The organism is Streptomyces sp. NPDC051320, from assembly GCF_040682175.1.
In the GTDB taxonomy this organism is placed as follows: domain Bacteria; phylum Actinomycetota; class Actinomycetes; order Streptomycetales; family Streptomycetaceae; genus Streptomyces.
This window is the reverse complement of the sequence record NZ_JBFBAL010000012.1, coordinates 100891-123070: the sequence shown is the minus strand read 5'-3', so window position 1 is coordinate 123070 and position 22180 is coordinate 100891. Positions and strand designations below refer to the sequence as shown.

20 protein-coding genes, 1 tRNA gene and 1 pseudogene are annotated in these 22180 nt (G+C 70.3%); 12 read left to right on the top strand and 10 right to left on the bottom strand.

The annotated features are described in order from the left end of the window. The first annotated feature begins 342 nt into the window (after nucleotides 1-342). Nucleotides 343-2619, top strand: a complete 2277-nt coding sequence (locus AB0M87_RS25280) for a transglycosylase domain-containing protein (protein WP_365856690.1) — start codon at nucleotides 343-345, stop codon at nucleotides 2617-2619. A 109-nt stretch (nucleotides 2620-2728) separates the two neighbouring features. Here AB0M87_RS25280 and AB0M87_RS25275 read toward each other — a convergent pair whose 3' ends face one another. Beyond that, entirely contained in the window at nucleotides 2729-3193 is a 465-nt protein-coding gene (locus AB0M87_RS25275; RefSeq protein WP_365856688.1) for a GatB/YqeY domain-containing protein, read from the bottom strand. A 77-nt stretch (nucleotides 3194-3270) separates the two neighbouring features. Between AB0M87_RS25275 and AB0M87_RS25270 the strand changes: the two genes are divergently transcribed. Further along, on the top strand, nucleotides 3271-4209 hold the full coding sequence (locus tag AB0M87_RS25270) for a metallophosphoesterase (RefSeq protein WP_365856686.1): 939 nt from the start codon (nucleotides 3271-3273) through the stop codon (nucleotides 4207-4209). Nucleotides 4210-4403: 194 nt separating this feature from the next. Further along, nucleotides 4404-4477, top strand: a tRNA-Pro gene (locus AB0M87_RS25265). Nucleotides 4478-4615: 138 nt separating this feature from the next. Here the strand turns inward: AB0M87_RS25265 and AB0M87_RS25260 are convergent. Then, the gene (locus AB0M87_RS25260; RefSeq protein WP_365856684.1) at nucleotides 4616-5023 is read right to left on the bottom strand and encodes an ATP-binding protein; all 408 of its coding nucleotides are present in this window, start codon (nucleotides 5021-5023) and stop codon (nucleotides 4616-4618) included. A gap of 259 nt (nucleotides 5024-5282) precedes the next feature. Between AB0M87_RS25260 and AB0M87_RS25255 the strand changes: the two genes are divergently transcribed. The 4 genes from AB0M87_RS25255 to AB0M87_RS25240 are packed head-to-tail and all read left to right on the top strand — an operon-like array spanning nucleotide 5283 to nucleotide 7895. After that, nucleotides 5283-5645 carry an STAS domain-containing protein gene (locus AB0M87_RS25255; RefSeq protein WP_365856682.1) on the top strand — a complete coding sequence of 121 codons (363 nt, stop codon included), beginning with the start codon at nucleotides 5283-5285 and terminating at the stop codon, nucleotides 5643-5645. Continuing rightward, complete coding sequence (locus tag AB0M87_RS25250) at nucleotides 5645-6328, top strand: response regulator transcription factor (RefSeq protein WP_365856680.1); 684 nt, start codon at nucleotides 5645-5647, stop codon at nucleotides 6326-6328. The genes AB0M87_RS25255 and AB0M87_RS25250 overlap by 1 nt, the downstream gene beginning before the upstream one ends. Beyond that, on the top strand, nucleotides 6325-7464 hold the full coding sequence (locus AB0M87_RS25245) for a PAS domain-containing sensor histidine kinase (protein ID WP_365856678.1): 1140 nt from the start codon (nucleotides 6325-6327) through the stop codon (nucleotides 7462-7464). The genes AB0M87_RS25250 and AB0M87_RS25245 overlap by 4 nt, the downstream gene beginning before the upstream one ends. Next, nucleotides 7461-7895 (top strand): response regulator transcription factor, encoded by a 435-nt coding sequence (locus AB0M87_RS25240; RefSeq protein ID WP_365856676.1) that lies wholly within the window; start codon nucleotides 7461-7463, stop codon nucleotides 7893-7895. Before AB0M87_RS25245 ends, AB0M87_RS25240 begins: the two co-directional genes overlap by 4 nt. A gap of 32 nt (nucleotides 7896-7927) precedes the next feature. Here the strand turns inward: AB0M87_RS25240 and AB0M87_RS25235 are convergent, their stop codons facing one another. Next, complete coding sequence (locus AB0M87_RS25235) at nucleotides 7928-8986, bottom strand: MFS transporter (RefSeq protein WP_365856674.1); 1059 nt, start codon at nucleotides 8984-8986, stop codon at nucleotides 7928-7930. 248 nt (nucleotides 8987-9234) lie between these two features. Between AB0M87_RS25235 and AB0M87_RS25230 the strand changes: the two genes are divergently transcribed. After that, nucleotides 9235-9951, top strand: a complete 717-nt coding sequence (locus tag AB0M87_RS25230) for a serine hydrolase (protein ID WP_365856672.1) — start codon at nucleotides 9235-9237, stop codon at nucleotides 9949-9951. 16 nt (nucleotides 9952-9967) lie between these two features. On the opposite strand, the gene AB0M87_RS25225 is transcribed toward AB0M87_RS25230, so the two are convergent. Then, complete coding sequence (locus AB0M87_RS25225; protein ID WP_365856670.1) at nucleotides 9968-10498, bottom strand: universal stress protein; 531 nt, start codon at nucleotides 10496-10498, stop codon at nucleotides 9968-9970. A gap of 471 nt (nucleotides 10499-10969) precedes the next feature. Then, entirely contained in the window at nucleotides 10970-11158 is a 189-nt protein-coding gene (locus tag AB0M87_RS25220) for a hypothetical protein (protein ID WP_365856668.1), read from the bottom strand. Between the two features lie 351 nt (nucleotides 11159-11509). On the opposite strand from AB0M87_RS25220, the gene gntA reads away from it, so the two are divergent. Beyond that, nucleotides 11510-12241: a guanitoxin biosynthesis heme-dependent pre-guanitoxin N-hydroxylase GntA gene (gntA, locus tag AB0M87_RS25215; protein ID WP_365856666.1), complete on the top strand. Its 732-nt coding sequence runs from the start codon at nucleotides 11510-11512 to the stop codon at nucleotides 12239-12241. 140 nt (nucleotides 12242-12381) lie between these two features. Further along, nucleotides 12382-12804: an acyl-CoA thioesterase gene (locus tag AB0M87_RS25210; RefSeq protein WP_365856664.1), complete on the top strand. Its 423-nt coding sequence runs from the start codon at nucleotides 12382-12384 to the stop codon at nucleotides 12802-12804. A gap of 136 nt (nucleotides 12805-12940) precedes the next feature. Here the strand turns inward: AB0M87_RS25210 and AB0M87_RS25205 are convergent, their stop codons facing one another. Together AB0M87_RS25205 and AB0M87_RS25200 are read right to left on the bottom strand one after the other, a co-directional pair. After that, nucleotides 12941-13216 (bottom strand): hypothetical protein, encoded by a 276-nt coding sequence (locus AB0M87_RS25205; protein WP_365856662.1) that lies wholly within the window; start codon nucleotides 13214-13216, stop codon nucleotides 12941-12943. A gap of 65 nt (nucleotides 13217-13281) precedes the next feature. Then, entirely contained in the window at nucleotides 13282-13968 is a 687-nt protein-coding gene (locus AB0M87_RS25200; RefSeq protein WP_365856660.1) for a hypothetical protein, read from the bottom strand. 452 nt (nucleotides 13969-14420) lie between these two features. Here AB0M87_RS25200 and AB0M87_RS25195 point away from each other — a divergent pair, with 452 nt between their 5' ends. Further along, a complete protein-coding gene (locus AB0M87_RS25195) occupies nucleotides 14421-15128 on the top strand; it encodes a GPR1/FUN34/YaaH family transporter (protein ID WP_365856658.1) in 708 nt (235 codons plus the stop codon). A gap of 50 nt (nucleotides 15129-15178) precedes the next feature. Next, a pseudogene (locus tag AB0M87_RS25190) lies at nucleotides 15179-15286 on the top strand (leucine zipper domain-containing protein); the annotation flags it as partial. Nucleotides 15287-15307: 21 nt separating this feature from the next. On the opposite strand, the gene AB0M87_RS25185 reads toward AB0M87_RS25190, so the two are convergent. From AB0M87_RS25185 to AB0M87_RS25175, 3 genes are all read right to left on the bottom strand, one after another. Continuing rightward, a complete protein-coding gene (locus AB0M87_RS25185) occupies nucleotides 15308-16729 on the bottom strand; it encodes a DUF234 domain-containing protein (RefSeq protein ID WP_365856656.1) in 1422 nt (473 codons plus the stop codon). A gap of 170 nt (nucleotides 16730-16899) precedes the next feature. Continuing rightward, a complete protein-coding gene (locus AB0M87_RS25180; protein ID WP_365856654.1) occupies nucleotides 16900-17139 on the bottom strand; it encodes a chaplin in 240 nt (79 codons plus the stop codon). A 205-nt stretch (nucleotides 17140-17344) separates the two neighbouring features. Then, a complete protein-coding gene (locus tag AB0M87_RS25175) occupies nucleotides 17345-22132 on the bottom strand; it encodes a DNA repair ATPase (protein ID WP_365856652.1) in 4788 nt (1595 codons plus the stop codon). Nucleotides 22133-22180: the final 48 nt, after the last annotated feature.

Sequence of the window (22180 nt, the reverse complement as noted above, 5' to 3'; positions counted from 1 at the left end):
GGACGTTACGGAAGGCAGGCACAGCGCAACACCCCCGGTGGGCCCAATCTTGAATGGCCCGAACGGACTATGCGTACGCGGCAGATCACCCAACGGAGTGAGCGCAGGACATAACGAACAATCCAGGCAATACGGGATGATTCGTCGATGCCACAAGGTGCGCCAGGCATCACATCGGGGCATATTCGGGCACGGATCCGCCCCATTCGGGGAGGGCGAAGTCATGCCGGGGGGCTTGATACAGAACCGCACTGCTGTGACAGTGAGGTGCAGCTTAGGCCAAGACATATACGCGTGTCCGGCGAATGAGGCTGCTCCTTCTCGACGACGTAGGCTGCCTCCATGCCAAAGAAGCGCTCCGGCGGGGGTCTCTCCACGACCCAGCAGGCCGCCAAATTCCTCGGTGTCGCCGCGCTCTCCGGAGCTGTACTGGCGGGCCTCGCGCTGCCGGCAGCCGGGGTGTTCGGGCTCGCGGCCAAAGGCACGGTCCAGGGGTTCGACGACATCCCCGCCAGCCTCAAGACGCCGCCGCTGAGCCAGCGCACCACGATCCTCGACAACAAGGGCGGCCAGATCGCCACTGTCTACGAGCGTGACCGCACGGTCGTGAAGCTCAAGGACGTCTCGCCGTACATGCAGAAGGCGATCGTCGACATCGAGGACGCACGCTTCTACGAGCACGGTGCGGTCGACCTCAAGGGCGTACTGCGCGCGCTGAACCGCAACGCCCAGGAGGGCGGTGCCGCCCAGGGCGCGTCGACCCTCACCCAGCAGTACGTGAAGAACGTCTTCGTCGAGGAGGCCGGCGACGACGCCACCAAGGTCGCCGAGGCGCAGCAGAAGAGCCTCGGCCGCAAGGTCCGCGAGCTCAAGTACGCGATCCAGGTCGAGGAGAGCCTCGGCAAGAAGAAGATCCTCGAGAACTACCTCAACATCACCTTCTTCGGCGAGCAGGCGTACGGCATCGAGGCCGCGGCCCACCGATACTTCTCCAAGCCCGCGAAGGACCTGACGCTCAGCGAGTCCGCCCTGCTAGCCGGCATGGTCCAGTCGCCGAGCCGCTACGACCCGGTGAACGACATGCAGGAGGCCACCAAGCGCCGCAACACGGTGCTGCGGCGGATGGCCGACCTCCACGACGTGTCGCAGGCGGAGGCCGACAAGGCGATGGCCGACCCGATCAAGCTGAAGGTCACCCAGCCGAGGAGCGGCTGCATCACGGCGGTGCAGGGCGCCGGGTTCTTCTGCGACTACGTGCGCAAGGTCTTCCTCTCCGACCCGGCCTTCGGCAAGACCGAGAAGGAGCGGCAGAAGCTCTGGGCGGTCGGTGGACTCACCATAAGGACCACTCTCGACCCGAAGTCGCAGGCGTCCTCCAACAAGGCCGCCACCTCCAAGGTCAACAAGGACGACAAGATCGCGGACGCGGTGGTGCAGGTCCAGCCCGGCACCGGCAAGATCCTGGCGATGGCCCAGTCCCGTCCGTACGGCCTGGACATGACCAAGCACCAGACGGTGCTGAACCTCTCCGTCGACCACAAGATGGGCGGCAGCAACTACGGCTTCCAGGTGGGCTCCACGTTCAAGCCCATCACCGCGGCGGCCGCACTGGAGAAGGGCATCAGCCCGGCGCAGACCTTCAACACGCCCCGGACGATCAAGCTGCCGGCCGACGGTTTCCGTTCCTGCTCCGGCCAGGTCACCGACGACAAGCCCTGGTCCGTGCAGAACGAACTGGAGTCGGAGAAGGGCACCTTCGACATGACCAGCGCGCTGGGCAAGTCGATCAACACCTATTTCGCTTCGCTGGAGCGGAAGACGGGCCTCTGCGAGACCCTCACCATGGCGAAGAAGGTCGGCTACCAGCGCGGCGACGACAAGCCGCTGCTGAACACCGCATCCACCACCCTCGGCGGCCAGGAGTCGACCCCGCTGGCGATGGCCTCGGTCTACGCGACCTTCGCCAACCGCGGTACGTACTGCTCCCCGATCGCCATCGAGTCGGTGACGTCACCGGGCGGCAAGGCCCTCGACGTGCCGAAGTCGACCTGTAGCCAGGCGATGAGCGAGCACACCGCGGACACCATCAGCCAGATGCTCAAGGGTGTCGTCGAGGACGGCACCGGTAAGGCGGCCGGCCTCACCGACCGGGACAACGCGGGCAAGACCGGTACCACCGATGAGCGCAGGAACGCCTGGTTCGTCGGCTACACCCCGGACCTCTCGACCGCTGTCTGGGTGGGCAGCGACGGCAGCCCCCAGATCCCGATGTCCAACATCACCATCGGCGGCCAGTACTACGACAAGGTCTGCGGTGGCTGTCTGCCGGGCCCCATCTGGAAGACCGCGATGAGTGGCGCACTGGGTACGGACCACCCTGCCTTCACCCACGTCGACGTACCGCGCGGCAAGGTGAAGGGCGGCAAGGGCCACGGCGGCCACAACGGCAACAACACCGGTGGCACCACCACCGGCGGCGGCGCCGGTAACACCGACGGTGGCAACAACGGAGGCGGCAACAACGGCGGCAACACCGGGGGTGGCGGCAACGGAGGCGCCGGGGGCATCTCCTTCCCGCCCGGCTTCTTCGGCGGGAACAACGGCAAGCCGGGCAGGTAACCGGCGCTTCCCCCGCACCTGAGCGGCGGTACGCGAGAGGGGCGCCCCGGTCCCATCGGGGCGCCCCTCTCGTATGCTCGGGCCGGCTGGTCTCCCGCCGGCCGCCGCCTCAGCCCGCGAGCCGCTTCTTCACCTCGGCGGCCACCCGGCCACCCTCCGCCAGGCCCGCCACCTTCGGGTTCACGATCTTCATCACGGCGCCCATGGCCCGCGGCCCCTCCGCGCCCGCCGCCTTCGCCTCGTCGACGGCCTGCGCGACGATCGCGCCCAGTTCCTCGTCGCTCAGTTGCTTCGGCAGATACGTGGCGAGCAGCTCACCCTCCGCCTTCTCCCGCGCGGCACTCTCCGGGCGGCCACCCTGCTCGAACGCCTCGGCCGCCTCACGGCGCTTCTTCGCCTCCTTGGCGATCACCTTGATCACCTCGTCGTCGGAGAGCTCGCGCGCCGACTTCCCCGAGACCTCTTCGTTGGTGATCGCGGAGAGGGTCAGCCGGAGCGTCGAGGAGCGCAGCTCGTCGCGCGCCCTGATGGCCTCGGTGAGTTCTGCGTGCAGCTTGGACTTGAGCGTGGTCATGTGCCCAAGTGTCGCAGGTACCGCGCCCGCCCCGCCCGCGGATTTCGCGCTCCCCCGTCTTCTGCGACGATGGAGACATGCGCGCACGCTACGGGATCCCCCTCAAAGTCACCGCAGGAATCACGGCCGTTGGCGCGGCCGGCATCGCCTATGCCGCCGGCTTCGAGGCCCGCTCGTTCCGCCTGAGGCGGGTCACCGTGCCGGTGCTCCCACCCGGCGCCCGACCGCTGCGCGTCCTGCAGGTCTCCGACATCCACATGGTCCGCGGCCAGCGCAAGAAGCAGCGCTGGCTGCAGTCCCTCGCAGGCCTGCGCCCCGACTTCGTGGTCAACACGGGGGACAACCTCTCCGACCCGGAGGCCGTCCCGGACGTCCTGGACGCCCTCGGCCCGCTGCTGGAGTTCCCCGGGGTCTACGTCTTCGGCTCGAACGACTACTACGGCCCCTCGTTCCGTAACCCGGCCCGCTACCTCCTCGAGAAGGCCCAGGGCAAGCACGGTCTGAACGGCAAGGCCCCGGCGACCAACGTCGTCCACAACCCGTGGGAGGACATCCGCGACGGCTTCGACGCCGCAGGCTGGGTGAACCTCAGTAACACCCGCGGCCGCCTCAAGATCGACGGCATGGAGATCGCCTTCACCGGCCTGGACGACCCGCACATCAAGCGGGACCGCTACGCCCAGGTCGCAGGCGGCCCCGAGGAGGGGACCGACCTCTCCGTGGCCGTCGTCCACGCCCCCTACCTCCGTGCCCTCGACGCCTTCACCGCCGACGGCTACCCACTGATCCTCGCCGGCCACACCCACGGCGGCCAGCTCTGCATCCCCTTCTACGGCGCTCTGGTCACCAACTGCGACCTGGACACCGACCGGGTCAAGGGCCTCTCCGCCCACGAGTCCCACGGCAATCGCTCCTACCTGCACGTATCCGCCGGCTGCGGCACCAACCGCTACACCCCGGTCCGCTTCGCCTGCGCCCCCGAGGCCTCACTCCTGACCCTCACGGCCCGCCACTGACGCAGCCCGGACCCGCGAACCACCGCAGAGTCCCCTCCCGTGTCGCGATCACGGCCGTTATGGCGACACGGGAGGGGCGCTCCGCCCCCGGCCACCCCTCCCCCGGCCGTACCGCGCCCGCCAACGAAACCGGATTTCGTCTCAGGCCCGGGGTCCGCTAAAGTAAACGATGTCGCCGCCACGCGAGCGACAATCGGGGTGTAGCGCAGCTTGGCAGCGCGCTTCGTTCGGGACGAAGAGGTCGTGGGTTCAAATCCCGCCACCCCGACAGCTGAAATACCAGGTCAGGGGCCTGATCCGCTTAGCGGATCAGGCCCCTGAGTGGTTTCCGGGTGCCGCTGCCGGTGGGGCCTGGTGGGCAGGCAACGCGCAGTCGAAGGTGGTCCGGTCCGTCGCACGCGTGGGACTACCAGGCCAGCTCCGCGTGGACCGCCTTGCCGTTGCGGCGGGGGACGACGCGCACCCGGCGGGCGAGGCTCTGGACGATGGGCCACCCGCGTCCGCCGGTCCGGTCAGGGGTCCGGGTGCGAGGGAGGCTGGAGCTGGTGTCCCGCACGGTGATCCCGATCCCGCCAGGAAGCAGTCCGAGCTCCAGGATGAGGGGGCCGGGAGCGTGGCGGACGGCATTGGTCACCAGCTCGGAGACGACCAGCAGGACGTCGACGTGAAAGGTGTGGCACACGTGCGGGGCGTGGTGGCGGAGGAAGGCGCCGGCGGCTTCCCGTGCTTCGGCGATGCAGCCGGGTGCACCGTCGAAGTCCACGCACACCTCCGGAGGACGGGCGTCGTGCGGAGTGGCCGGCGGGAGTTCCATCCCAACTCCCCTTCCACTGAGTGCCTCACAGCCCGAGTGCCTCACCGCTGCCTGTGACCCCGTCGCGCTGCCGGGGCACCTGTGACCTTCTTCTATACCGCAGGGTACCCAGCCGACGTTCACGGATTCGCGTTCCCTGCGCTCGTGCTTTGGCGCTGATCTGCCCACGCGGTGGGTGATCCGTTCGGGAACGGATTGCCTTCTAGTGCAGATTCACTACTCTGAGCTGGTGCTCATCAACCAGGCAGGGGGTTGCTACGTGCGAGAAGACACAACGGTGGAAGGCCCGTTGTTCCAAGTCAGCGCCGCGATCGATGACGACGTGCCCAGCCTCCGGCTCATCGGCGAACTCGACCTGGACGGTACCGCGCAGTTGCGTGCCGCCCTCGCCGACTGCTTCGCGCGGCGGTCCGCCCGTGTCGTGCTCGACCTGTGGGGCCTGCGCTTCTGCGACTGCTCGGGCTGCAACGTGCTGCTGGAGGCCAAGGCCACGGCGGATAGAATCGGCACCGAGCTGTGCGTGGAGGGAGCCTGCGCGCAGGTGGCCCGGCTGTTCGCCCTCACAGGCGCCGACGAACTATTCGCCGACAGCGTGCCCCGTCTACCACCGAGGACCGTCTGATGCCTTCGACATCGCAGACCGCGCCGGGACCGATGCCGCGCATCGCCGGTGAGCGCATCACCATCCTGCTCGTCGAGGACCACGACATGGTGGCTGAGGCGATCCGGCTCGCCCTGGACCGCACCGACGACCTGCAGGTGGTCGGCCGCAGTCTGTCCGTGAAGGACGCGCTGGCCGACGCCGCCCGGCTGCGCCCCGCCGTGGTGGTGCTGGACCGGCGACTGCCCGACGGTGACGGCATCGCCGCCATCACCCAGCTCAAGGCCGCCGCGCCCGGCACCCGGGTACTGGTGCTGACCGGCGAGGCGACCCCGGCGGTGGCCGCCCGCGTCGCCGAGGCCGGTGGCTCGGGACTCCTCCTCAAGGCCGGCAACCTGGGCGAGCTCCAGGACGGCGTACGCCTGGTGGCTGCGGGGGAAGTGGCCTTCAGCAAGGGCCTGCTCAGCGGAGTTCTGGACCGGCTGACCGGCCGGACCGCCCAGCTGGGTACGACCCTCACCCCGCGCGAGCGCGAGACCCTCGGGCTGCTCGGCGATGGCCTCGGTAGCGCCGAGATCAGCCAGCGGCTCGGCGTCGCCCTCAACACCGCCAGGAACCACGTCCAGCGGGTCCTGGAGAAGCTCGGCGCCCGCTCCCAACTGGAGGCGGTCGCCGTGGCCCGCCGGGAAGGCCTTCTCCGGTGACCGGGACCAGCCCCGACGAACGGAGCTTCGTCCCCGCCCCATCCGAGACGGCGTTCACTCTGCTGGTATCGAGCGTCCTCGACTACGGGATCTTCATGCTCGACCCCGGGGGCTACGTGTCCACGTGGAACGCGGGTGCCGAGCGGATCAAGGGCTACCGCGCCCAGGACATCATCGGCAAGCACTTCTCGGTCTTCTACCCGCCCGAGGACATCGCCGTCCGCAAACCCCAACTGGAGCTGAAGGTGGCCGTCGCCGACGGCCGGCTGGAGGACGAGGGCTGGCGCATCCGCAAGGACGGCTCCCGCTTCTGGGCCAACGTGGTGATCACCGCCCTCTTCGACGAGACCGGCGAACTGCGCGGCTTCGGCAAGGTCACCCGGGACATGACCGAGCGCCGCGCCGCCGAGCAGGCGCTCACTGAGCGCCGCCGCCTGTTCACCCACCTGGTGCAGGCGCAGGAGCTGGAACGCCGCCGCATCGCCTGGGACGTGCACGACGACTCCATCCAGGCCATGGTCGCCGTCGGTATGCGACTTCAGCTCCTCGCCGACCGGGTCGGCGAGCCCTACGAGAGTGAAATCGCCCAGCTCGACACGTCGGTACGTGAAGCGGTGGGACGCCTGCGCAACCTCACCTTCCGGCTCCAGCCGCCCGGCATCGACCGGCACGGCTTGATCGAGTCGCTGTCCCAGCACCTCACCGACGAGGTCGGGGGCTGGGGACTTGAGTTCTCCCTGGACCACGCCCTGGAGAAGGAACCGGCTTCCGAGACGGCGATCACCATCTTCCGTATCGTGCAGGAGGCGCTGCTGAACGTGCGCAAGCACGCCCGAGCGCGCACCGTACGGGTCAGCGTCAACACCGAGGACCGGGGCCTGCTGGTCCGGGTGGCCGACGACGGCACCGGGCACCCGGCGGCCACACAGCGGTTGCACGAACACTTCGGGCTGATGGAGATGCGCGAGCGGGCCGAGACCGCAGGCGGCTGGTGGACGCTGCGCAGCGAGCCCGGCACCGGCACCACCGTGGAATTCTGGGTGCCCGACCTGCCGAGCAGCCTGCTGGACGAACCGCTGCCCGGCGCCCCCGTCAGGAACTTCGACTCCCGGCCTGACCCCCAGGGGCCGTCATGACCCGGCCCGCCACGCCCACGGGCACCGTGCGGGTGCTGATCTGCGACGACAACGACATGCTGCGCGCGGCGCTGGCCGAGGTCGTCAAGGCCCAGCCCGACCTCACCCTGGTCGGCAGCGCGGCCGACGCCGACGAGGCCATCCGGCTCGCCACCGTCCAACAGCCGCACGTCGTGGTGCTCGACGTGCGCTTTCCCGGCGGGGGCCCGTACACCGCCCAGAACATCATCCGCGTCGTCCCAGGCGTCCGCATCATGGCGTTCTCCGCCTACGGCGACCAGGGCACACGCACCGAGATGGCCGCGGTCGGTGTCGCGAGATATCTCGTCAAGGGCACCACCAACGCCGGGCTGGTGGCCGAGATCCGGGCCCTGGGAGCCGAAGCCCGCACGTCCACGGCCGCCGTCACCGAAGAGGGAGCCGGCCTATAATGGCCGGCGGCCGACCGGGCGGCTGCGCGGAGCTACGTCGGCGGCTTCGTAGCCGGCTTTCGGGCAGACGCTGAAGCCGTGTCCGTACGGGGGCGAGCTCCGGGCCCCTCGGCAGTGAGACGGAGTCGCCGGACGTCGCGTTCCGGACGGATGGCCGCGATGGCGAACACTCCGGCGCAGAGCATGACGGCGGCGGTGACGAGGAAGGCCGTGGTGTACCCCGCGGCCGGGTTGTCCAGTGCGTCGATGAAGTGGCCGGTGAGGGCGGGCGCGACGAGGCCGGGCAGCGTGCCGGTAGCGGCCACGATGCCGAAGACGACCCCTCGTTGGGCGGTGGGAACGACCTCGGCCGTCGTCATGTAGTGCAGGGGTACGGCCACGGCCGTACCGCCGAAGGCCAGCGCGATCAGCAGGACGCGGAGAGCGGTCGCGCCGACGAAGGGAAAGGCCGCCATGGCCGTGCCCGCCACACATACTGCGGCACCTTGCAGGAGACCACTCGACCAACGGCTGGACACCCGCCGTCTCTTGAGTGCGTCGACGAACGGCGAGACGGTCAGCAGCAGCACCAGACTGAATGCGGAGATCGCGCTGATGGTGGTCGCAGCGGACCCCGCCGACATGCCGAGCTGCGTCCTGAGGTAGGCGGGCAACCATGCGTGACTGAGCGAGAGCGCCCAGGAGGCCCCGAAGGCGCTGGCTATGCTGCCGAGCACCGTGCCGGTCAGCAGGAGGCTACGCAGCGGTAGCCGAGCAACGGACGGGACGTCCTTGACGTCCGCTCGGAGTTCGCGTTCGGGGGCGTACGGGCCGTCATGTCCGACTCTCCACCACACCGCACTCCACACCGCGCTCGTCACGGCGAGCGCGGCGAAGGCCGAACGCCAGCCGAAGGAGCTGATGAGCCAGGTGACCACCGGCGCGGCGATGAGGGTTCCCAGCGCCGCTCCGCCGATCTGCAGCGCCGAGGGCAGCCCGCGCCGCTCGGGTGGGAACCACTTGTACAGGGCGTGCATGGACATGGAAGCAGCGGGGCCCTCGGCTGCGCCGAGCAGGACCCGGCCGGCGATGAGCGTGGGAAGCGCGGCCACGACGAGCACGGGACCTGGGCCACCGCCCACAGCAGCGTCATGGCGAACAGCAGCACCCGGCTGGAGACGCGGGTACGAGCCCCACACTCCGCACTTCAACGCCTCGGCCGCGAAGTCATACATGGGCCTGCTGGCGGCGATGCTCGAGCACGAAGGGCTCCTCGACCGGAGCACACTGGTCTCCACCTACGTCCCCGAACTGGCCGGGACCGCCTTCGGCGAGGGCTCAGGTCGACCACCTGCTCCACATGGGCACGCAGATGAGCTATGCGGGCCGCCCTTACGACAAGGCGCTCGAGGCCCAGCGGTACGCCGCCATTCTCGCGCCTCAACTTCGCCCGTACGGCTACACGGGCCCGACGACCATCCGCGAGCATCTCGCCACGGCGCGGAAAACGGCTGCCCCCGGCACCGAGTTCCGCTACGAGAACGGCAACGTGGAGGCGCTGGCCGAGGTCCTTCGCCGGGTCACCGGGACCACCACTGCCGCGCTCCTCGGCGAACTCCTCTGGTCCCGCATCGGAGCGGAGGAGGACGCGTACTACCTCCTCGACTCCGCAGGCGCCGAGTGCGCCTGCGGCGGCTTCAGCGCGACCGCCCGTGACATCGCGAGGCTCGGCGAGATGCTCCGCTGCGGCGGCGCGGTCGGCGGCCAGCAGATCGTGGCGGAATCCGTCGCCTCCACCATCGGCACCGCGACGCCGGAGGGCTACGCCCGGCGGGTCCGCTTCCCCGCCGCCCCCGCGAGCACGCCGGCCACCCTCTCGTATCACGACCTGTGGTGGATCCCGAACGACCCGTACGGCTCCTTCATGGCCAGCGGCATCCACGGCCAGCGCCTGTTCATCTCCCCCGGCCTCGACCTCGTCGTCGTGCACTTCGCCTCCCAGGTCATGTCCCCGGCCGTTCCCCAGGTCCCGCTGATCGAGGCGTTCATCGAGGTGGGCAAGCACCTCAACGGTTGAGCCCGGGGAGGCTGGTTCAGGGGCGGTGGCCGGACCCGGGCGGTGGAGGCGGAGGCGGGGGCCCGTGGGGTGGTGGCGGGGGAGGCAGGTCGGTGCGGGGGGTGTTGCCGGGCCAGACCAGCAGGACGGGGCAGGGGGCGTGGTCGACGACGAACCGGGTGGCGTGACCAAGGCTGCGAGGGCCGAGGCGGGCGAGGTCGCCGTCGCGTGCGCAGACGAGGAGGTCCGCGCCGGTGGTGGCATGGACCACTTCCCGTTCCACCCGGCCGTGCGCCAGCACCCGGCGGACCGGTCGGTCCAACGACTGCTCCGCTGCGGTGAGCAGTTCCTGCGCGGCGGCTTCGGAGAGCTCCTCGATCCGGTGCCCGGGATCACGTTCGGGGTGGCCCCGGCCGAGGAGGCCGGCGAACGCGCCGTGCGCCGTCTCGACCACGGTGTCGTCCATGACGTACAGCAGCACGATCTCCTCATCGGGGGCGGCGCGGGTGAGTGCGGCCTCCACGCAGGCGGGCCAGGTGCCCTCGGTGATCCAGATGACGACGCTCATGGGCGGCTCCGCGCGCTCGGTGCTGGGTCAGGTGCCGGCGGGGTGTCGCTATGTGCAGCCCCCGCCCCCCGCACCATCCCCCGCAACGCGGGGGCGCACGCAAGAAGCCTGGCTGTTCCGGCTGATCGCAGGGCCGTTCGGCCTGCAGGTCCCGCCTGCTGCCGCCGCGACGAGGACTCCGCTGCGGGACGGCACCGGCCTCTGTCCCCGTGCCGTACGCCCCGAGCGCAGCGGCGCGGTGCACGGCCGCATCTTCGCCTCGGTCGTCACCCTCGACGGCAGCAACGGGCTCGGCACCGTTTACGAGAGCGGGGACAGCGGCAGGGTATTTCCACCAGGTCGGCACCGTGGTGGAGTCCGAGTCATCGACGCGCAGGGCAACCTGGTCTGTCACTACTCGGACGCGGACGGACGGCACGGTGTGCAAGCCGTACAACGCCACCGGCAGCTCCGTCGCCGCGCGGTAGTCGTTCAGAAGCCGAGGCCGGAAGAGGCGCCGCCGAAGAGCGATCCCAGCACGTCTTCGGTAACGCGCAGACCGGCCTTCTCCTTCGGGGTGAGCTGCTGCGGGTGGCCGGCGGGCTCGGCGGACGCGGCGCCGGCGGCGAGGAAGGCGGCCACCAGGGCGGTCGCGGCGACCACCGTGAGACGACGGATCATGAGCGGACATCCTTACGGTGAGTGATCGGAGCAGTCGCTCCGAGTTTCCGTAAAGACCGGTTTTCGGCCATGACACCACGCCGACCCGATCACCCGATCCACCCGCGTACGTACCCCTCGGTGACGGAAGCGACGGAACCGGACCCGGGTTTTTGCTGTGCGGCTTCCGCCAGTCACAATCGCTGAGCGACCTCCCCCGTCTCTTCGCGGGCTCGGTCCTGCCCGCGTGCGGCCACGACGGTCGCGGCTGTCCGTGGGGCCGGGCGCCGCCGATGTGGGGTGGGCGCCATCGGTGGCATGAAGTGACGATCTCCCTGCTGAGGAGGCACGTAGTTGGAAGGAAGACTGGCCATGACGGTGGATGCGCGCGGCGAAGTCGAGGAGTTCATCCTGGGGGATCGGTTCTCCTGTCTGGCGGGGCGCTCCGCCTGGCGCCGGGGCGGTATCGCGCATCGGCACTACGACCTCCTCGGGAGCGAGGAGTCGGCTCGGCTGATGGCGTTCGATCTTGCGGAGTTCGTGGGATCCGCGGACTGGAGCGCCCGGACGTTCACCAGTTTCATCGCGACCTTCGAGCAGCCTCGTGGGGTGGATGAGCTGCGGTTCGAGGAACTCCTCTGGCAGCAGCTGCAGCTGTTGCACGAGCAGGACGCGCAATCCCATCGCTGGGCCGACGGCTATGCCTCGGATGCCGGCTCCGGGGAGTTCGCGTACAGCGTGGCCGGCCACCCCTTCTTCGTGATCGGGCTGCACGAGACCCACCGCAGGTGGGGCCGGCGGCCGCCGTTCCCGATGCTGGCCTTCAACTCGCACGAGCAGTTCGACCGGATCAAGGGCGCCGGGATGTGGGACCGGCTGGCCGACAAGATACGCAAGCAGGACATCAAACTGCAGGGTGACATCAACCCCAACCTGCACGAGTACGAGCAGCTCTCCGAAGCCCGCCGTTACTCCGGCCGCCCCAAGCCCGCCGACTGGCAGTGCCCCTTCGCCGCCGGTGCGCCGGAGCGGCCACCACTGGAGCGGCCACAACTGGAGCAGGACTGGGCGCAGGAGCGGGAACTGACGGCCTCGGGGGCCTGAGGCCGGCGGGAACGGCGCGTTCCCGAGGGCCGTGGAATGCCCTGCGGAGACGATGCGGTTGGATCGGGTTGAGCAAGCGCTCAGCCGAGGCGCCGGCACCGTCGGCGCGACTCGCCGTCGAGAGGGTCGAGAGGTACGTCGTGGCAGATCCGTTTTCCGTACGTGTCGAGGTCCGCGGGTACGAGACCGACACGCAGGGCCATCTCAACCAGAGCGTGTACTTGCAGTACGCGGAGCACGCACGCTGGTCGCTGCTTCGCGCCGGGGGCATCAACCAGAGCGATCTGCTGGAGCAGGGCGTCGGTCCGGTGGCGCTGGAGACGACCATTCGCTACAAGCGGGAGCTGGTGGCGGGCGACGAGGTCGATGTGAGCTGTGCGTTCGTCTGGGGCGAGGGCAAGACGTTCCGGATCGAGCAGACGATCCGGAAGGCCGACGGCACGGTCGCGGCGGAGCTCACCGCGGTCGGCGGACTGCTCGACCTCACCCTGCGCAAGCTGATCAGCGACCCACAGGAGCGCTTCCGGGCACTGGCGGGCGACCCGGACACGTTCGGTCTCTGAGAGGGCACCGGGTTTTCGGGCGGTCGGCGCGCATCGACGTCGGCCGCCCTTTCGCACAGACGGTTGATGGCCGGGCCGGAATCATTCCGGTCCGGCCATCTCCTGGGGCCGCGACTTCTGTGCGTCTACCTGTTGCTCAGAACGCGCTGTTGTCGCAGCGCATGCCCGAGCCCAGGTGCATGGGCTGCGCGCCGGGGCCGCCCTCGCCACCGAGCGCGTTGCCCAGCACCCCGTTAAGGGCCCCGACCGCCCCGAGCACGTCGACGTTCATGTCGTGCGACCTGCACTCGACGCTCTGTTCGACGTCGATGCCCTGGTCCGGCTCGTCGTGGGCGTAGGCGGTGCCGGCGCCGAATCCGGCGACACTTCCGAGGGCGGCGGCCACCACGGCAGCCTTGTGAAGCATGCGCATTGTTTTCTCCGTTGATCGGCAGACGTGCTGAGCAGGGGCCGGCGCACCGGACCCTCCTTGAACGGTCATCCCATTCCGGGCATGTCCAGCTGTCCCACCGGAGCAGCCGCGAGTCGCCCGAGCCCGAACGGGGAGACCTGCGGGACTCCCGGGGCGATCAGCGGGCTGACCAGGGGGTTGACCTGCGGGTTCACCTGCGGGTTCACCTGCGGCCCGGACTGCGGGGAGATGACCCCCGGGGCGGCGAACTGCGGCGCGACCAGCGGGGCCACCTGCGGAGCCGCCTGCGGAGCCACCTGCGGGACGGCCCAACGGGACTGCGGCTGCGGGGCCGGCGCCGGAGCGTACTGCTGCGGGGCGGGAGCGTACTGCTGCTGCGGAGCCGGGGCGTACTGCTGCGGGGCGGGAGGCGGGGCGTACTGCTGCTGCTGGGCCGGCGCGTACTGCTGCTGCGGAGCCGGGGCGTACTGCTGCTGCTGCGGAGCCGGCGCGTACTGCTGCTGCGGGGCCTGCTGCGGGGCCGGAGCGTACTGCTGCGGGGCCTGCTGCGGGGCCGGAGCATACTGCTGCGGGGCGGCCTGCTGCGGAGCCGGAGCATACTGCTGCGGAGCCGGAGCAGGAGCCGGGGCGAGCGCCTCCGGGGCGGCACCGTTGTACCCGACGGGAGCGTCGGCGAAGCTCGTGCCGGCGCCGACGGCGGTCAGACCGCCTGCCGCCGCGACGATGAGCGCGATCTGTTGAAACTTGCGCATGAAACCCTCGGCTCTTCATTTTCTGTATGGAAATCTGACTACGTATTGCTGTCTTGAGTGCACACACAGAGGCAATCCCGGGCTCCGCGCCCTGCACACCGCGCGCCAACGGCGGCGAAAGCGTCCCGCAGGAACACGACGGCACCCGTTGCGCAGCGCTCCAACGTCCCCCGATTCCGACGACGCATCTCATCGCCTCTCCTGGTGGGGAGCTTTCCCGACGGCGGGCCGCAGGCCCGTTCGCCGTCCCCTCCCGGTGGGTAACGCGCGTTCCCTCGCCTCAGTCACGGAGCCGATGCTCCGTCACCCATTTGCCAGCCGTCGTGCATCATTTCGAGCGATACCGGCCGACTCACGGGACTCCCCGGAGGCATGTCCGGCGGGCATCTGATGTGCTGCCGGGGCGCGGCCGGCCAAGGACAGCGAAGCGTACGAAGCGAACGGAACACACAGTGCCCGGCTACCGGAGCGACCAGGTCGCACAGAACCCCGTTTCGCCCCCCGGCGAGCTGACCCGGATCGTTCTGCGGCCGGTGGCGAGCAGTCTGCCCCTGGGGTTCTTCGCCTTCGGCACGGCGAGCGTGCTGCTGACCACGCTGGAGCTGCACTGGATTCCGGTGGCGCAGACACGGCCGCTGATGCTGGTGATCCTCGTCTTCGCCGTTCCGCTCGAGCTGCTCGCGGGGATCTTCGCCTTTCTGGCCAGGGACAGCGGAGCAGCCTGTGCGTTGTCCGTGCTCGGCTGCGTCTGGGCCGGCAGCGCGCTCACCATGATCACGGGTCCAGCCGGACAGCGCAGTCCGGTCCTGGCGGTATTCCTGCTCACCGCGGCCCCGCTGATCCTCGCGCTGTTCGTGGCGTCACTGCGCGGCAAGCCGCTGTTCGGGGTCCTGCTGCTGATCGGCGCCGGCCGTTTCGTACTGATCGGCGTCTACGAGGCGGGCGCCCCCTCGGGACTGCAGACCGCGGCTGGGTGGGTCGGCGTGGCACTCGGCGTCTTCGCGCTGTACGGCGGCCTGGCGCTGCTGCTCGAGGACGGCGCGCAGCGCACGATTCTCCCGCTGGCCCGGCGCGGGCGGGCCCGGCAGTCGCTGGAGGAGGGCCTCGCCCACCAGGTGAACGACATCGAACGCGAGGCGGGGGTGCGGCGGCAGTTGTGACGTTCTCCGGCATCGCCTCCACGCCGCCGGCCTCCGTCGGGTCGGTCTTCGTGTCCCACCGTAATGCCCGGCCGATGGTCTCCGGGAGGCGTCTGCTGGTCGCACGTGTCGCATCCGGGCGTCCCCTCGCGCACGTCGCCGCCGAGATGGGGATCTCGCCGATGCCGACCCCGTACGGATCAGTGCGACCGCCAGGCTTCGATGAGGTCCTCCGGACCATAACCTGCCTGCAGGCCGGTGCAGTTGACTCCGTTGCGCGAAACGGCGACGAGCGGCACCGGTTCGTCGGTCAGAGCGGACCTGTGCTTGCACAGCGCCGCGAGATCGTGGGCGTCGAATGCGGAGGTCTCCAGCCACTTGACCGAGCCCAGAAACAACAGCCGCTTGGCAACAGGCTCGCGGTCCGCGCCGACGAGGTCGATCTCGACGTCGTTGCTGCGGGTCCAGTACGCACCGACGGCCGGTGCGGCCGGCAGGTCCGCGTCGGGAAGCAACCGCGCCAGTGCCTCGCGGATCAGTGGCTCGACGGCGCGCCCCCGCCAGCTGGTCCACTGCTCCTTCACCCGCGCCAGGGTGATGTCTCCGCGCATACGCTCGATCTCTGCCATGTGCGGTTCGAGGAACGCCAGCCAGAAGCGCAGATACGGATCGGACACCCGGTAACGGCGCTCCTTCGACGGACTCAGGGAGAGCGGAAGTTCGCCTGCCACCACGGCTTTCCCGGTCAGCAGGCCCAGCGCGCGGGTGAGCGTGGAGTGGGAGATCCCTCCTGCGGCACGCGCGATGTTGGTGAACGTCCGTTCGCCCGCGCCAATCGCTCGCAGCACCTCGCCGCCCATGGCGTGCGGCGGGAACTCCGCAGCGAGGGACCGCTCACCCGAGACCAGTAGAGCGGAGATCGGGCTCTCGAGCGCAGCGGCCAGAAAGTCCCACATCGACGCCCCCGGCTGCCATTGCCGGCAGATCAGTGGCAACCCACCGGTGATCAGCGCCGCATCAAAGGCGGCTGCGGGCTCCAGGCCGAGCATGTCGCTGAGATCGGCCGGGTTGAGCGGGCCCACGACCATTTCGCGTCCGCGCTGATGGAAGGGACGGTCGTAGCTGTTGAGCGCCTTCATCATGGAGAGATCAGAGCCGACCAGGAGCAGCAGCACCGGTTTTCGGCTGAGCAGCCGGTCCCAGGCCCGCTGGAGCATCCCTTCGAAGGCATCGATGCTCTCCATCAAGTAGGGCGCCTCATCGATCACCACCACACTCGGGGTGTCATCGGGCAGGGTCTCGGCGAGGAGCCGGAAGGACGCGTTCCATTGGCTCGGCGTTTCCTCCGCGAAGAGTGCGCGCCCCGGCAGACTCGACCCGCTGACCGCGTCGAGCAGCTCGGTCAGCTCCGACTCGGCGGAACCGCCGCCCGCGGTGAAGAAAACGTGCGGCACCTCGGCCTGCTGCAGGAACTCCTCGACCAGCGTCGACTTCCCGACCCGTCGGCGCCCGCGGATCAGCAGGCACTGGCCGGGCTGGGGAGCACCATCAGCTGCGCGGACCTCGTCGAGGGCGCCGCACAGCGTGTTCAGCTCGCGCGCCCGCCCGATGAAGCGATGCATACGGGAGCCCCCTGAGACCGGTCGAGACATACTGTCGCTGAAGATACTATCGCGACAGATACTGTCTCCGAGGCAGTAGACCCGCCCAGGCAGTGCTTAGCCGGGCGACACCGCGCTGCGCCCCGGCAGGCCTGGCCTGCCGGGGCGCAGCTGGGCAGCCGATACAGCCGTCAGCCGTTGAGGCAGACGTTGCCGAACGCCGGGTTCAGGGCGCCGATGACGCTCACGGTGTTACCGCAGACGTTCACCGGGACGTGCACCGGAACCTGGACCAGGTTGCCGGAGAGCACACCGGGCGAGCCGGCGGCTACGCCCTCCGCGCCGGCGTCGGCGGAGGCGGCCGAGGCGGCCCCCATCACCGTGGCGGCAGCAATGGCAGACAGGGCGGTCATCCGCACGATACGAGACATGGACACAAGCCTTTCCTAGACGTCCTCAACGGAACGCAACACAGCGGTCGCCTTCGTTGCGGCCTTTTGCGGTCTTCTTCGGAACGCTCGTGCGAGGTGATCGGTTACGCGGTCGGGGTTCACCCGAAGTGATCACGTGGTGCACTGATGTGCGTTTATCCGCGGATGAGGCAAGGTCCAGGCGCTGATCGTCGGGCCGCGTTCATCACCGGCCGGCGACGTGGGCAGCCCTGATCTCGGCCCAGCGCTCGGCCTGCGCCGAGGTCAGGGTGCAGCGCAGTTCGGCCAGTTTCAGCAGGTTGGACTCGGCGTCACCGGTGAGGGTCTGGGCCTCCGCCGCGTAGTGGTCGTCGATCAGAGCGGACAGTTCGGCCGCGTTCATCACCGGGTCGATCCTTGCGGCGATCTTGTTCATGTCGCGGTACGAGCCCTGCAGCCGGAACGGCGGCTCGGTGCGGGCGGCGTCGGACTGGGCCGCCGACGCGATGTACGCGGCGTTGACGGCGAGCACCGTCGCGCGGGCGGCGAGCAGATGGCGCAGCACCGCGACGATCCGGTCCAGTTCGGCGGGGGCGTACGGATGGCCCAGCCGGTCCCGGCGCGCCGTCGGGTCCCCGTCCGCCAGGCGTACCAGCAGGGCGAGGTCCTCCCGGGCACGGCCGGCCAGCGGCGCGAGCGCCGGGTTGGAGGTGAGGGCGTTCTCGACGAAGCTCAGCGCGAACACGTCCTCCTTGCCGGTCAGGACATCGCCGAGGTTCCAGACGTCGGCGCGGTTGGCGAGCATGTCGGGGATCGTGAAGCGCCGCCCGGACTCGGTGTACGGATTGCCCGCCATGCACACCGCTAACCGCTTGCCGCGCAGGTCGTACGTCCGGGCGGCACCGTCCACGACGCCCTGCATCCGGCGCTGGGTGTCGCAGAGGGAGATGAACTTCTGCAGCAGTTCGGGCGAGGTGTGCTGGATGTCGTCCAGGTAAAGGAGGGTGTTGCTGCCTGCCGCGAGGGCGAAATTGATCTTCTCGACCTCGCGTCGGGCGGTCGCGTCCGGTGCATCGGCCGGGTCGAGTGAGGTGACCCGGTTGCCCAGCGCCGGGCCGTCGACCTTGACCAGGATCAGGCCGAGGCGGTCGGCGACGTACTCCATGAGGGTCGTCTTGCCGTAACCGGGCGGGGAGATGAGCAGCAGCAGCCCGCTGCTGTCGGTGCGCCCGGAGGGCGCGGTCCCGTCTCCCGCGCCGCCCTCGGCTCCGCTCGGGTGCTCCGCCGTGCCGAGTTGCTTGGCCAGGTTGTCGCCGATGAGCGGCAGGTAGACCTCGTCGATGAGCCGGTTGCGTACGAAGGACGACATCACCCGCGGCCGGTAGTCGTCCAGCCGCAGCCGGGCGCGCTCGGCCGCCACCAGTTCGGTGCGCCGGCGCTGGTAGGCACGGAAGCCGGGCGCCTCCGTGCGGTGGAACTCGGCGGCCCGGGCCAGGAGTTCGTCGATACGGACGGTGAGCCGGCGGCGGTCGACGCGGGGGTGGGAGCCGAGCAGGCCGGGCACGGTCGCGGTGAGTGGCGCCGCCGAATCGTAGCGGGCCAGCTCCGGGCAGAGTTCGATGGCGACGGCCTCCGCGAAGTCACCGGGGCCGGTGTCCTGGCCCGTCGAGACGGTGTACGCGGTGAGCCAGTTCTCGATGAGCTGGCGGCGGGCGGTGAGGTCGTCACCGAGTCCGGCGAGGTCCTCGTCGTAGGCCGGACCGCCCACCGCACGGCGGAACTTGTCGAGCAGCGTGCGGGCGGCGGAGCGAGTGACGAAGGCCCCCGGGGCGCCGGTCCGTGCACCGTGGACCAGCTCGTCGAAGAGGTAATCGGCGGCGGCGCGGGCGCACGGGCCGGTGATCACACCGGCGAGTTCGGCACACCAGTCCGCGATGGCCGGCGCCAGGCCGAAGGTCTCCCTGGCGCGGGCCATCGAGACGGCCCTGCGGGTCCACGCCTCGCGCGCCCCGGGCGTCGTCCGGTGTGCCCAGAACACCTGGGCGGCGGCGCGCGCCTCGGGCGGGTGGCGGAGCAGCCCGGCCTCGGTGTGCAGCCGCAGCAGTGCGCCGAGGATCAGTGCCGCGTCGTGGTCGTGGACGCCGCGCTCGTACCCCTCGTCGTACGCGGCCTCGGCCGCCTTCCGTACCAGCGCCGGGAGATCGTCGGCGGCGGCGAGCGTTTCGGCGCCGTGCTCGGCCAGCAGGCGGGCCGCCAGGTACTCCGCCCGGTACAGCTCGGGCGACTCCGAGGGCAGCGTCCGTCCCCAGTACGGGCGAGCGGTGCCGAACTCCGGGTCGGTGACCGGCGAGCGGTAATCGGTGCCGGCCAGGGCGAACGCCAGGGACTCGGCGCCGTCCGGCACCAGGGTGAGTTCCAGCGGCTGGGAGTTGACCGCGAAACGGTGCCGGCCGAGCCGGATGGTGGCACCGCCGTCGGCGTACAGGTCGGTGCGGTCGCGCAGGGCGCGTACGGCTTCCTGGCGGGCCGCCCCGATCCTGCCCAGCAGTTCGTCCGCGCGCACCCGGTCGCCGAGTTCGCGCAGCTCGTCCGCGGTCCGGGCCACCTTGGCGGCCAGCGGGTCGGAGGCGAAGAACGTACTGATCGCGTCGGCCGACTCCAGCGCCCGGGTGCGGCGGGCGATCGTCTCCAGGACCCGGGCCGCCGAAGCGCCCAGCCGTTCGGCGCGCCGGGCGCGAGCGTCCTGGAGGGTCTGCTTACGGGACGAGAACGCCTCGTACACCTCGGTCCGCCGGGTGCCGAGCTCGGCGAGGAAGTCGTCGGACGCGGCGAACCGGGACTCCAGGTCCTCCACCCGCAGCAGCAGTCCGGCGAGCTGATCGTCGCAGGCCCCGGGGGTGTCCGCGGCGGCCAGAGCGCCGGTGACCGACTGCGCGAGCAGGGCGCACTCGGCGGCGAACTCGGCGCGCCCCTCCCGGACCACCAGCTCGCTGCGGCGCGCTTCGAGGGTGGCACGGGCGCGGTTGACCGCGCCGATCACCTCGGCGATGCGCTCCAGGACGGCGGTACGGACCGTGGCGTCACCGATGTCAAGACCGGTGACCACCTCGGTGACGGTCCGCAGCCCCTCGGCCAGTTCGTCGAGCCGCCCGGCGACCGGCGCCGCCGCCGCGACCGTTTCGATGGCCTCCGCTTCGGCCGTGAGCCGATCGGTTTCGGCGTGGTAGCCGGTGAAGGCGTCCTCCCGCCGGAGATGCCCGACGGCGCGTTGTGCGAAGCCGGCGATGTCGGTCGCCACCTCGGCGGCGCGGGTGTCGATGCGGTCGGTGTCGGCGTACCGCTGATCCTTGAGGGTCAGCAGGTGGCCGTGTGCGCGGCGCAGTTCGGTGAGCCGGTTCACCCACTCGGCAGCCGAGTCCGGCGCCTCCCCGCGGCATCGCCGGACCAGCGCGGCGAGCTGCCCGGCGGCTTCGTCGAACGCCTCCGCCGCCTGCCGGGTCAGCGTCTGCACGGTCTCGAACTCGGCCAGTACCTGACCTGCGGTGACCCGCAGGGCCTCCAGCGGCTCCCGCAGATCGCCGGTGCCCTCGTCACCCAGCCAGTGGTAGGTGTCCAGGACGCGCACGGACGCGGCACGCAGGGTCTCGTACAGGGCGGTGGTGGGTGCGTGCTCCGCCCCGGTGACCGAGCCGGCCAGCGACAGACAGTCGGAGATGGCGCGCACCAGGTCGGCGTTGCCGATCCGGGCCAGCGGTCCGGTACCGGCCGGGGCGGCCGCCGCGTAGGTGTCGGACACGTACGGGGTGCGCCAGATCTGCATGGGGTGGACGCGTGCCGGTTCCGGCCGGTCCGCGCGCAGGACGATGAGCGTGCCGTCGTCGAAGAGGGCGTACCCCTGGCAGGGGAGCGGGGCGGCGATCTCCTTGCGGATCAGGTTGTACGACAGCAGCAGGGTGCGGCCGCCGGCCCGGGTGCGGAACACGTACAGCACGTCTTCGCCGTTGGGGGAGCGGAGTGCCCGCTCGAACTCCAGCCCCTCGGTGTCGAGATCGAAGGTCTTGTGCTCGCCGGTGGCGAGGCAGTAGCCGCCGGGGAAGATGATCCCCTGGTCCTCGGGGAGGCTGCGGCAGCCCTGGCCGATGCGGTCGAGTCGTGCGACGGTGCCGGTCACCGTGTTGAAGACCAGATGGCGGTGGGCCGTCTCCTTGTACGGGCGTACCCGCAGCAACAGCAGTACGCCGGCGCGGGCGTACTCGATGTCGGCGTCGGCGAGCGACTGCAGCGGCTCGTCCACCGGCTCGGAGTGGATGCCGTCGGGGGTCTCGGTGTCGTCCTCGACCTTGAGGGTGAGGCTGCCGCCGACGGTCGTGACGTACACGCCGTGCGGCAGCGCGACGTGCGGGTGGCGGCCGAGGCGGTGGTCCTGGCGGGTCGTCGCCGTCCAGCTGAAGTCGTGGACCGGTGGCAGGACATGGTCCCGGTCGCCACGGGCGTCCAGGAACCGGGCCGTACCGTCCTGGCCCAGCGCCCAGCGCAGGACACGGGCGTCGTCGGCGGTCTCACCGGTACGGAAGACGGCCAGCAGTTTGCCGTCCACGGTACGGAGGCGCAGGAGGCGGGCGTCCCGGTAGTAGCGGTGGAGTGCGCTGAACTCGTGGGTGAACGCGGGGTCGCTGAGGAGGGTGGTCGGCGCTTCGGCGGTGGGGAGGAGCGGGGTCAGGGTGCGGGTGTGCAGGGCGAGGACGTCGGCGGGCGTCTCGGTGGGGTGACCGGGGGCCGGGTTGTAGCCGAAGAGGAGGGCGTCACCGACCGTCGCTATGTCCTGCGGGTGGCAGGGGTGTTCGGTACGGAGGTGTTCGGTGCGGGTGAGGGTGAGCTCGGTGTCGCCGAAGGTCTCCGTACGCAGGGCGTTGAGGGCGGTGGCGCGGGTGGCGAGGGTGGTGGCTTGGGTGGTCAGGCGCGAGCGGAGTACGCCGTAGGTGGCGGGGTCGAGGGGGGCGGGCTGGGTGGTCATGGTGTGCGGCTCCTTGCGCGTGCGGGTCGTGGCGCCTGCGGCGGGCTT

What these genes read in the sequence shown, in the direction of transcription:
- AB0M87_RS25275 (WP_365856688.1), bottom strand. Translation starts at nt 3,193, where the DNA reads ATGACCACGCTCAAGTCCAAGCTGCACGCAGAACTCACCGAGGCCATC.
- AB0M87_RS25180 (WP_365856654.1), bottom strand. Translation starts at nt 17,139, where the DNA reads ATGTCTCGTATCGTGCGGATGACCGCCCTGTCTGCCATTGCTGCCGCC.
- AB0M87_RS25220 (WP_365856668.1), bottom strand. Translation starts at nt 11,158, where the DNA reads ATGATCCGTCGTCTCACGGTGGTCGCCGCGACCGCCCTGGTGGCCGCC.
- AB0M87_RS25280 (WP_365856690.1), top strand. Translation starts at nt 343, where the DNA reads ATGCCAAAGAAGCGCTCCGGCGGGGGTCTCTCCACGACCCAGCAGGCC.
- gntA (WP_365856666.1), top strand. Translation starts at nt 11,510, where the DNA reads ATGACGGTGGATGCGCGCGGCGAAGTCGAGGAGTTCATCCTGGGGGAT.
- AB0M87_RS25240 (WP_365856676.1), top strand. Translation starts at nt 7,461, where the DNA reads ATGACCCGGCCCGCCACGCCCACGGGCACCGTGCGGGTGCTGATCTGC.
- AB0M87_RS25200 (WP_365856660.1), bottom strand. Translation starts at nt 13,968, where the DNA reads ATGCGCAAGTTTCAACAGATCGCGCTCATCGTCGCGGCGGCAGGCGGT.
- AB0M87_RS25175 (WP_365856652.1), bottom strand. Translation starts at nt 22,132, where the DNA reads ATGACCACCCAGCCCGCCCCCCTCGACCCCGCCACCTACGGCGTACTC.
- AB0M87_RS25225 (WP_365856670.1), bottom strand. Translation starts at nt 10,498, where the DNA reads ATGAGCGTCGTCATCTGGATCACCGAGGGCACCTGGCCCGCCTGCGTG.
- AB0M87_RS25230 (WP_365856672.1), top strand. Translation starts at nt 9,235, where the DNA reads ATGGGCACGCAGATGAGCTATGCGGGCCGCCCTTACGACAAGGCGCTC.
- AB0M87_RS25250 (WP_365856680.1), top strand. Translation starts at nt 5,645, where the DNA reads ATGCCTTCGACATCGCAGACCGCGCCGGGACCGATGCCGCGCATCGCC.
- AB0M87_RS25270 (WP_365856686.1), top strand. Translation starts at nt 3,271, where the DNA reads ATGCGCGCACGCTACGGGATCCCCCTCAAAGTCACCGCAGGAATCACG.
- AB0M87_RS25185 (WP_365856656.1), bottom strand. Translation starts at nt 16,729, where the DNA reads ATGCATCGCTTCATCGGGCGGGCGCGCGAGCTGAACACGCTGTGCGGC.
- AB0M87_RS25260 (WP_365856684.1), bottom strand. Translation starts at nt 5,023, where the DNA reads ATGGAACTCCCGCCGGCCACTCCGCACGACGCCCGTCCTCCGGAGGTG.
- AB0M87_RS25205 (WP_365856662.1), bottom strand. Translation starts at nt 13,216, where the DNA reads ATGCGCATGCTTCACAAGGCTGCCGTGGTGGCCGCCGCCCTCGGAAGT.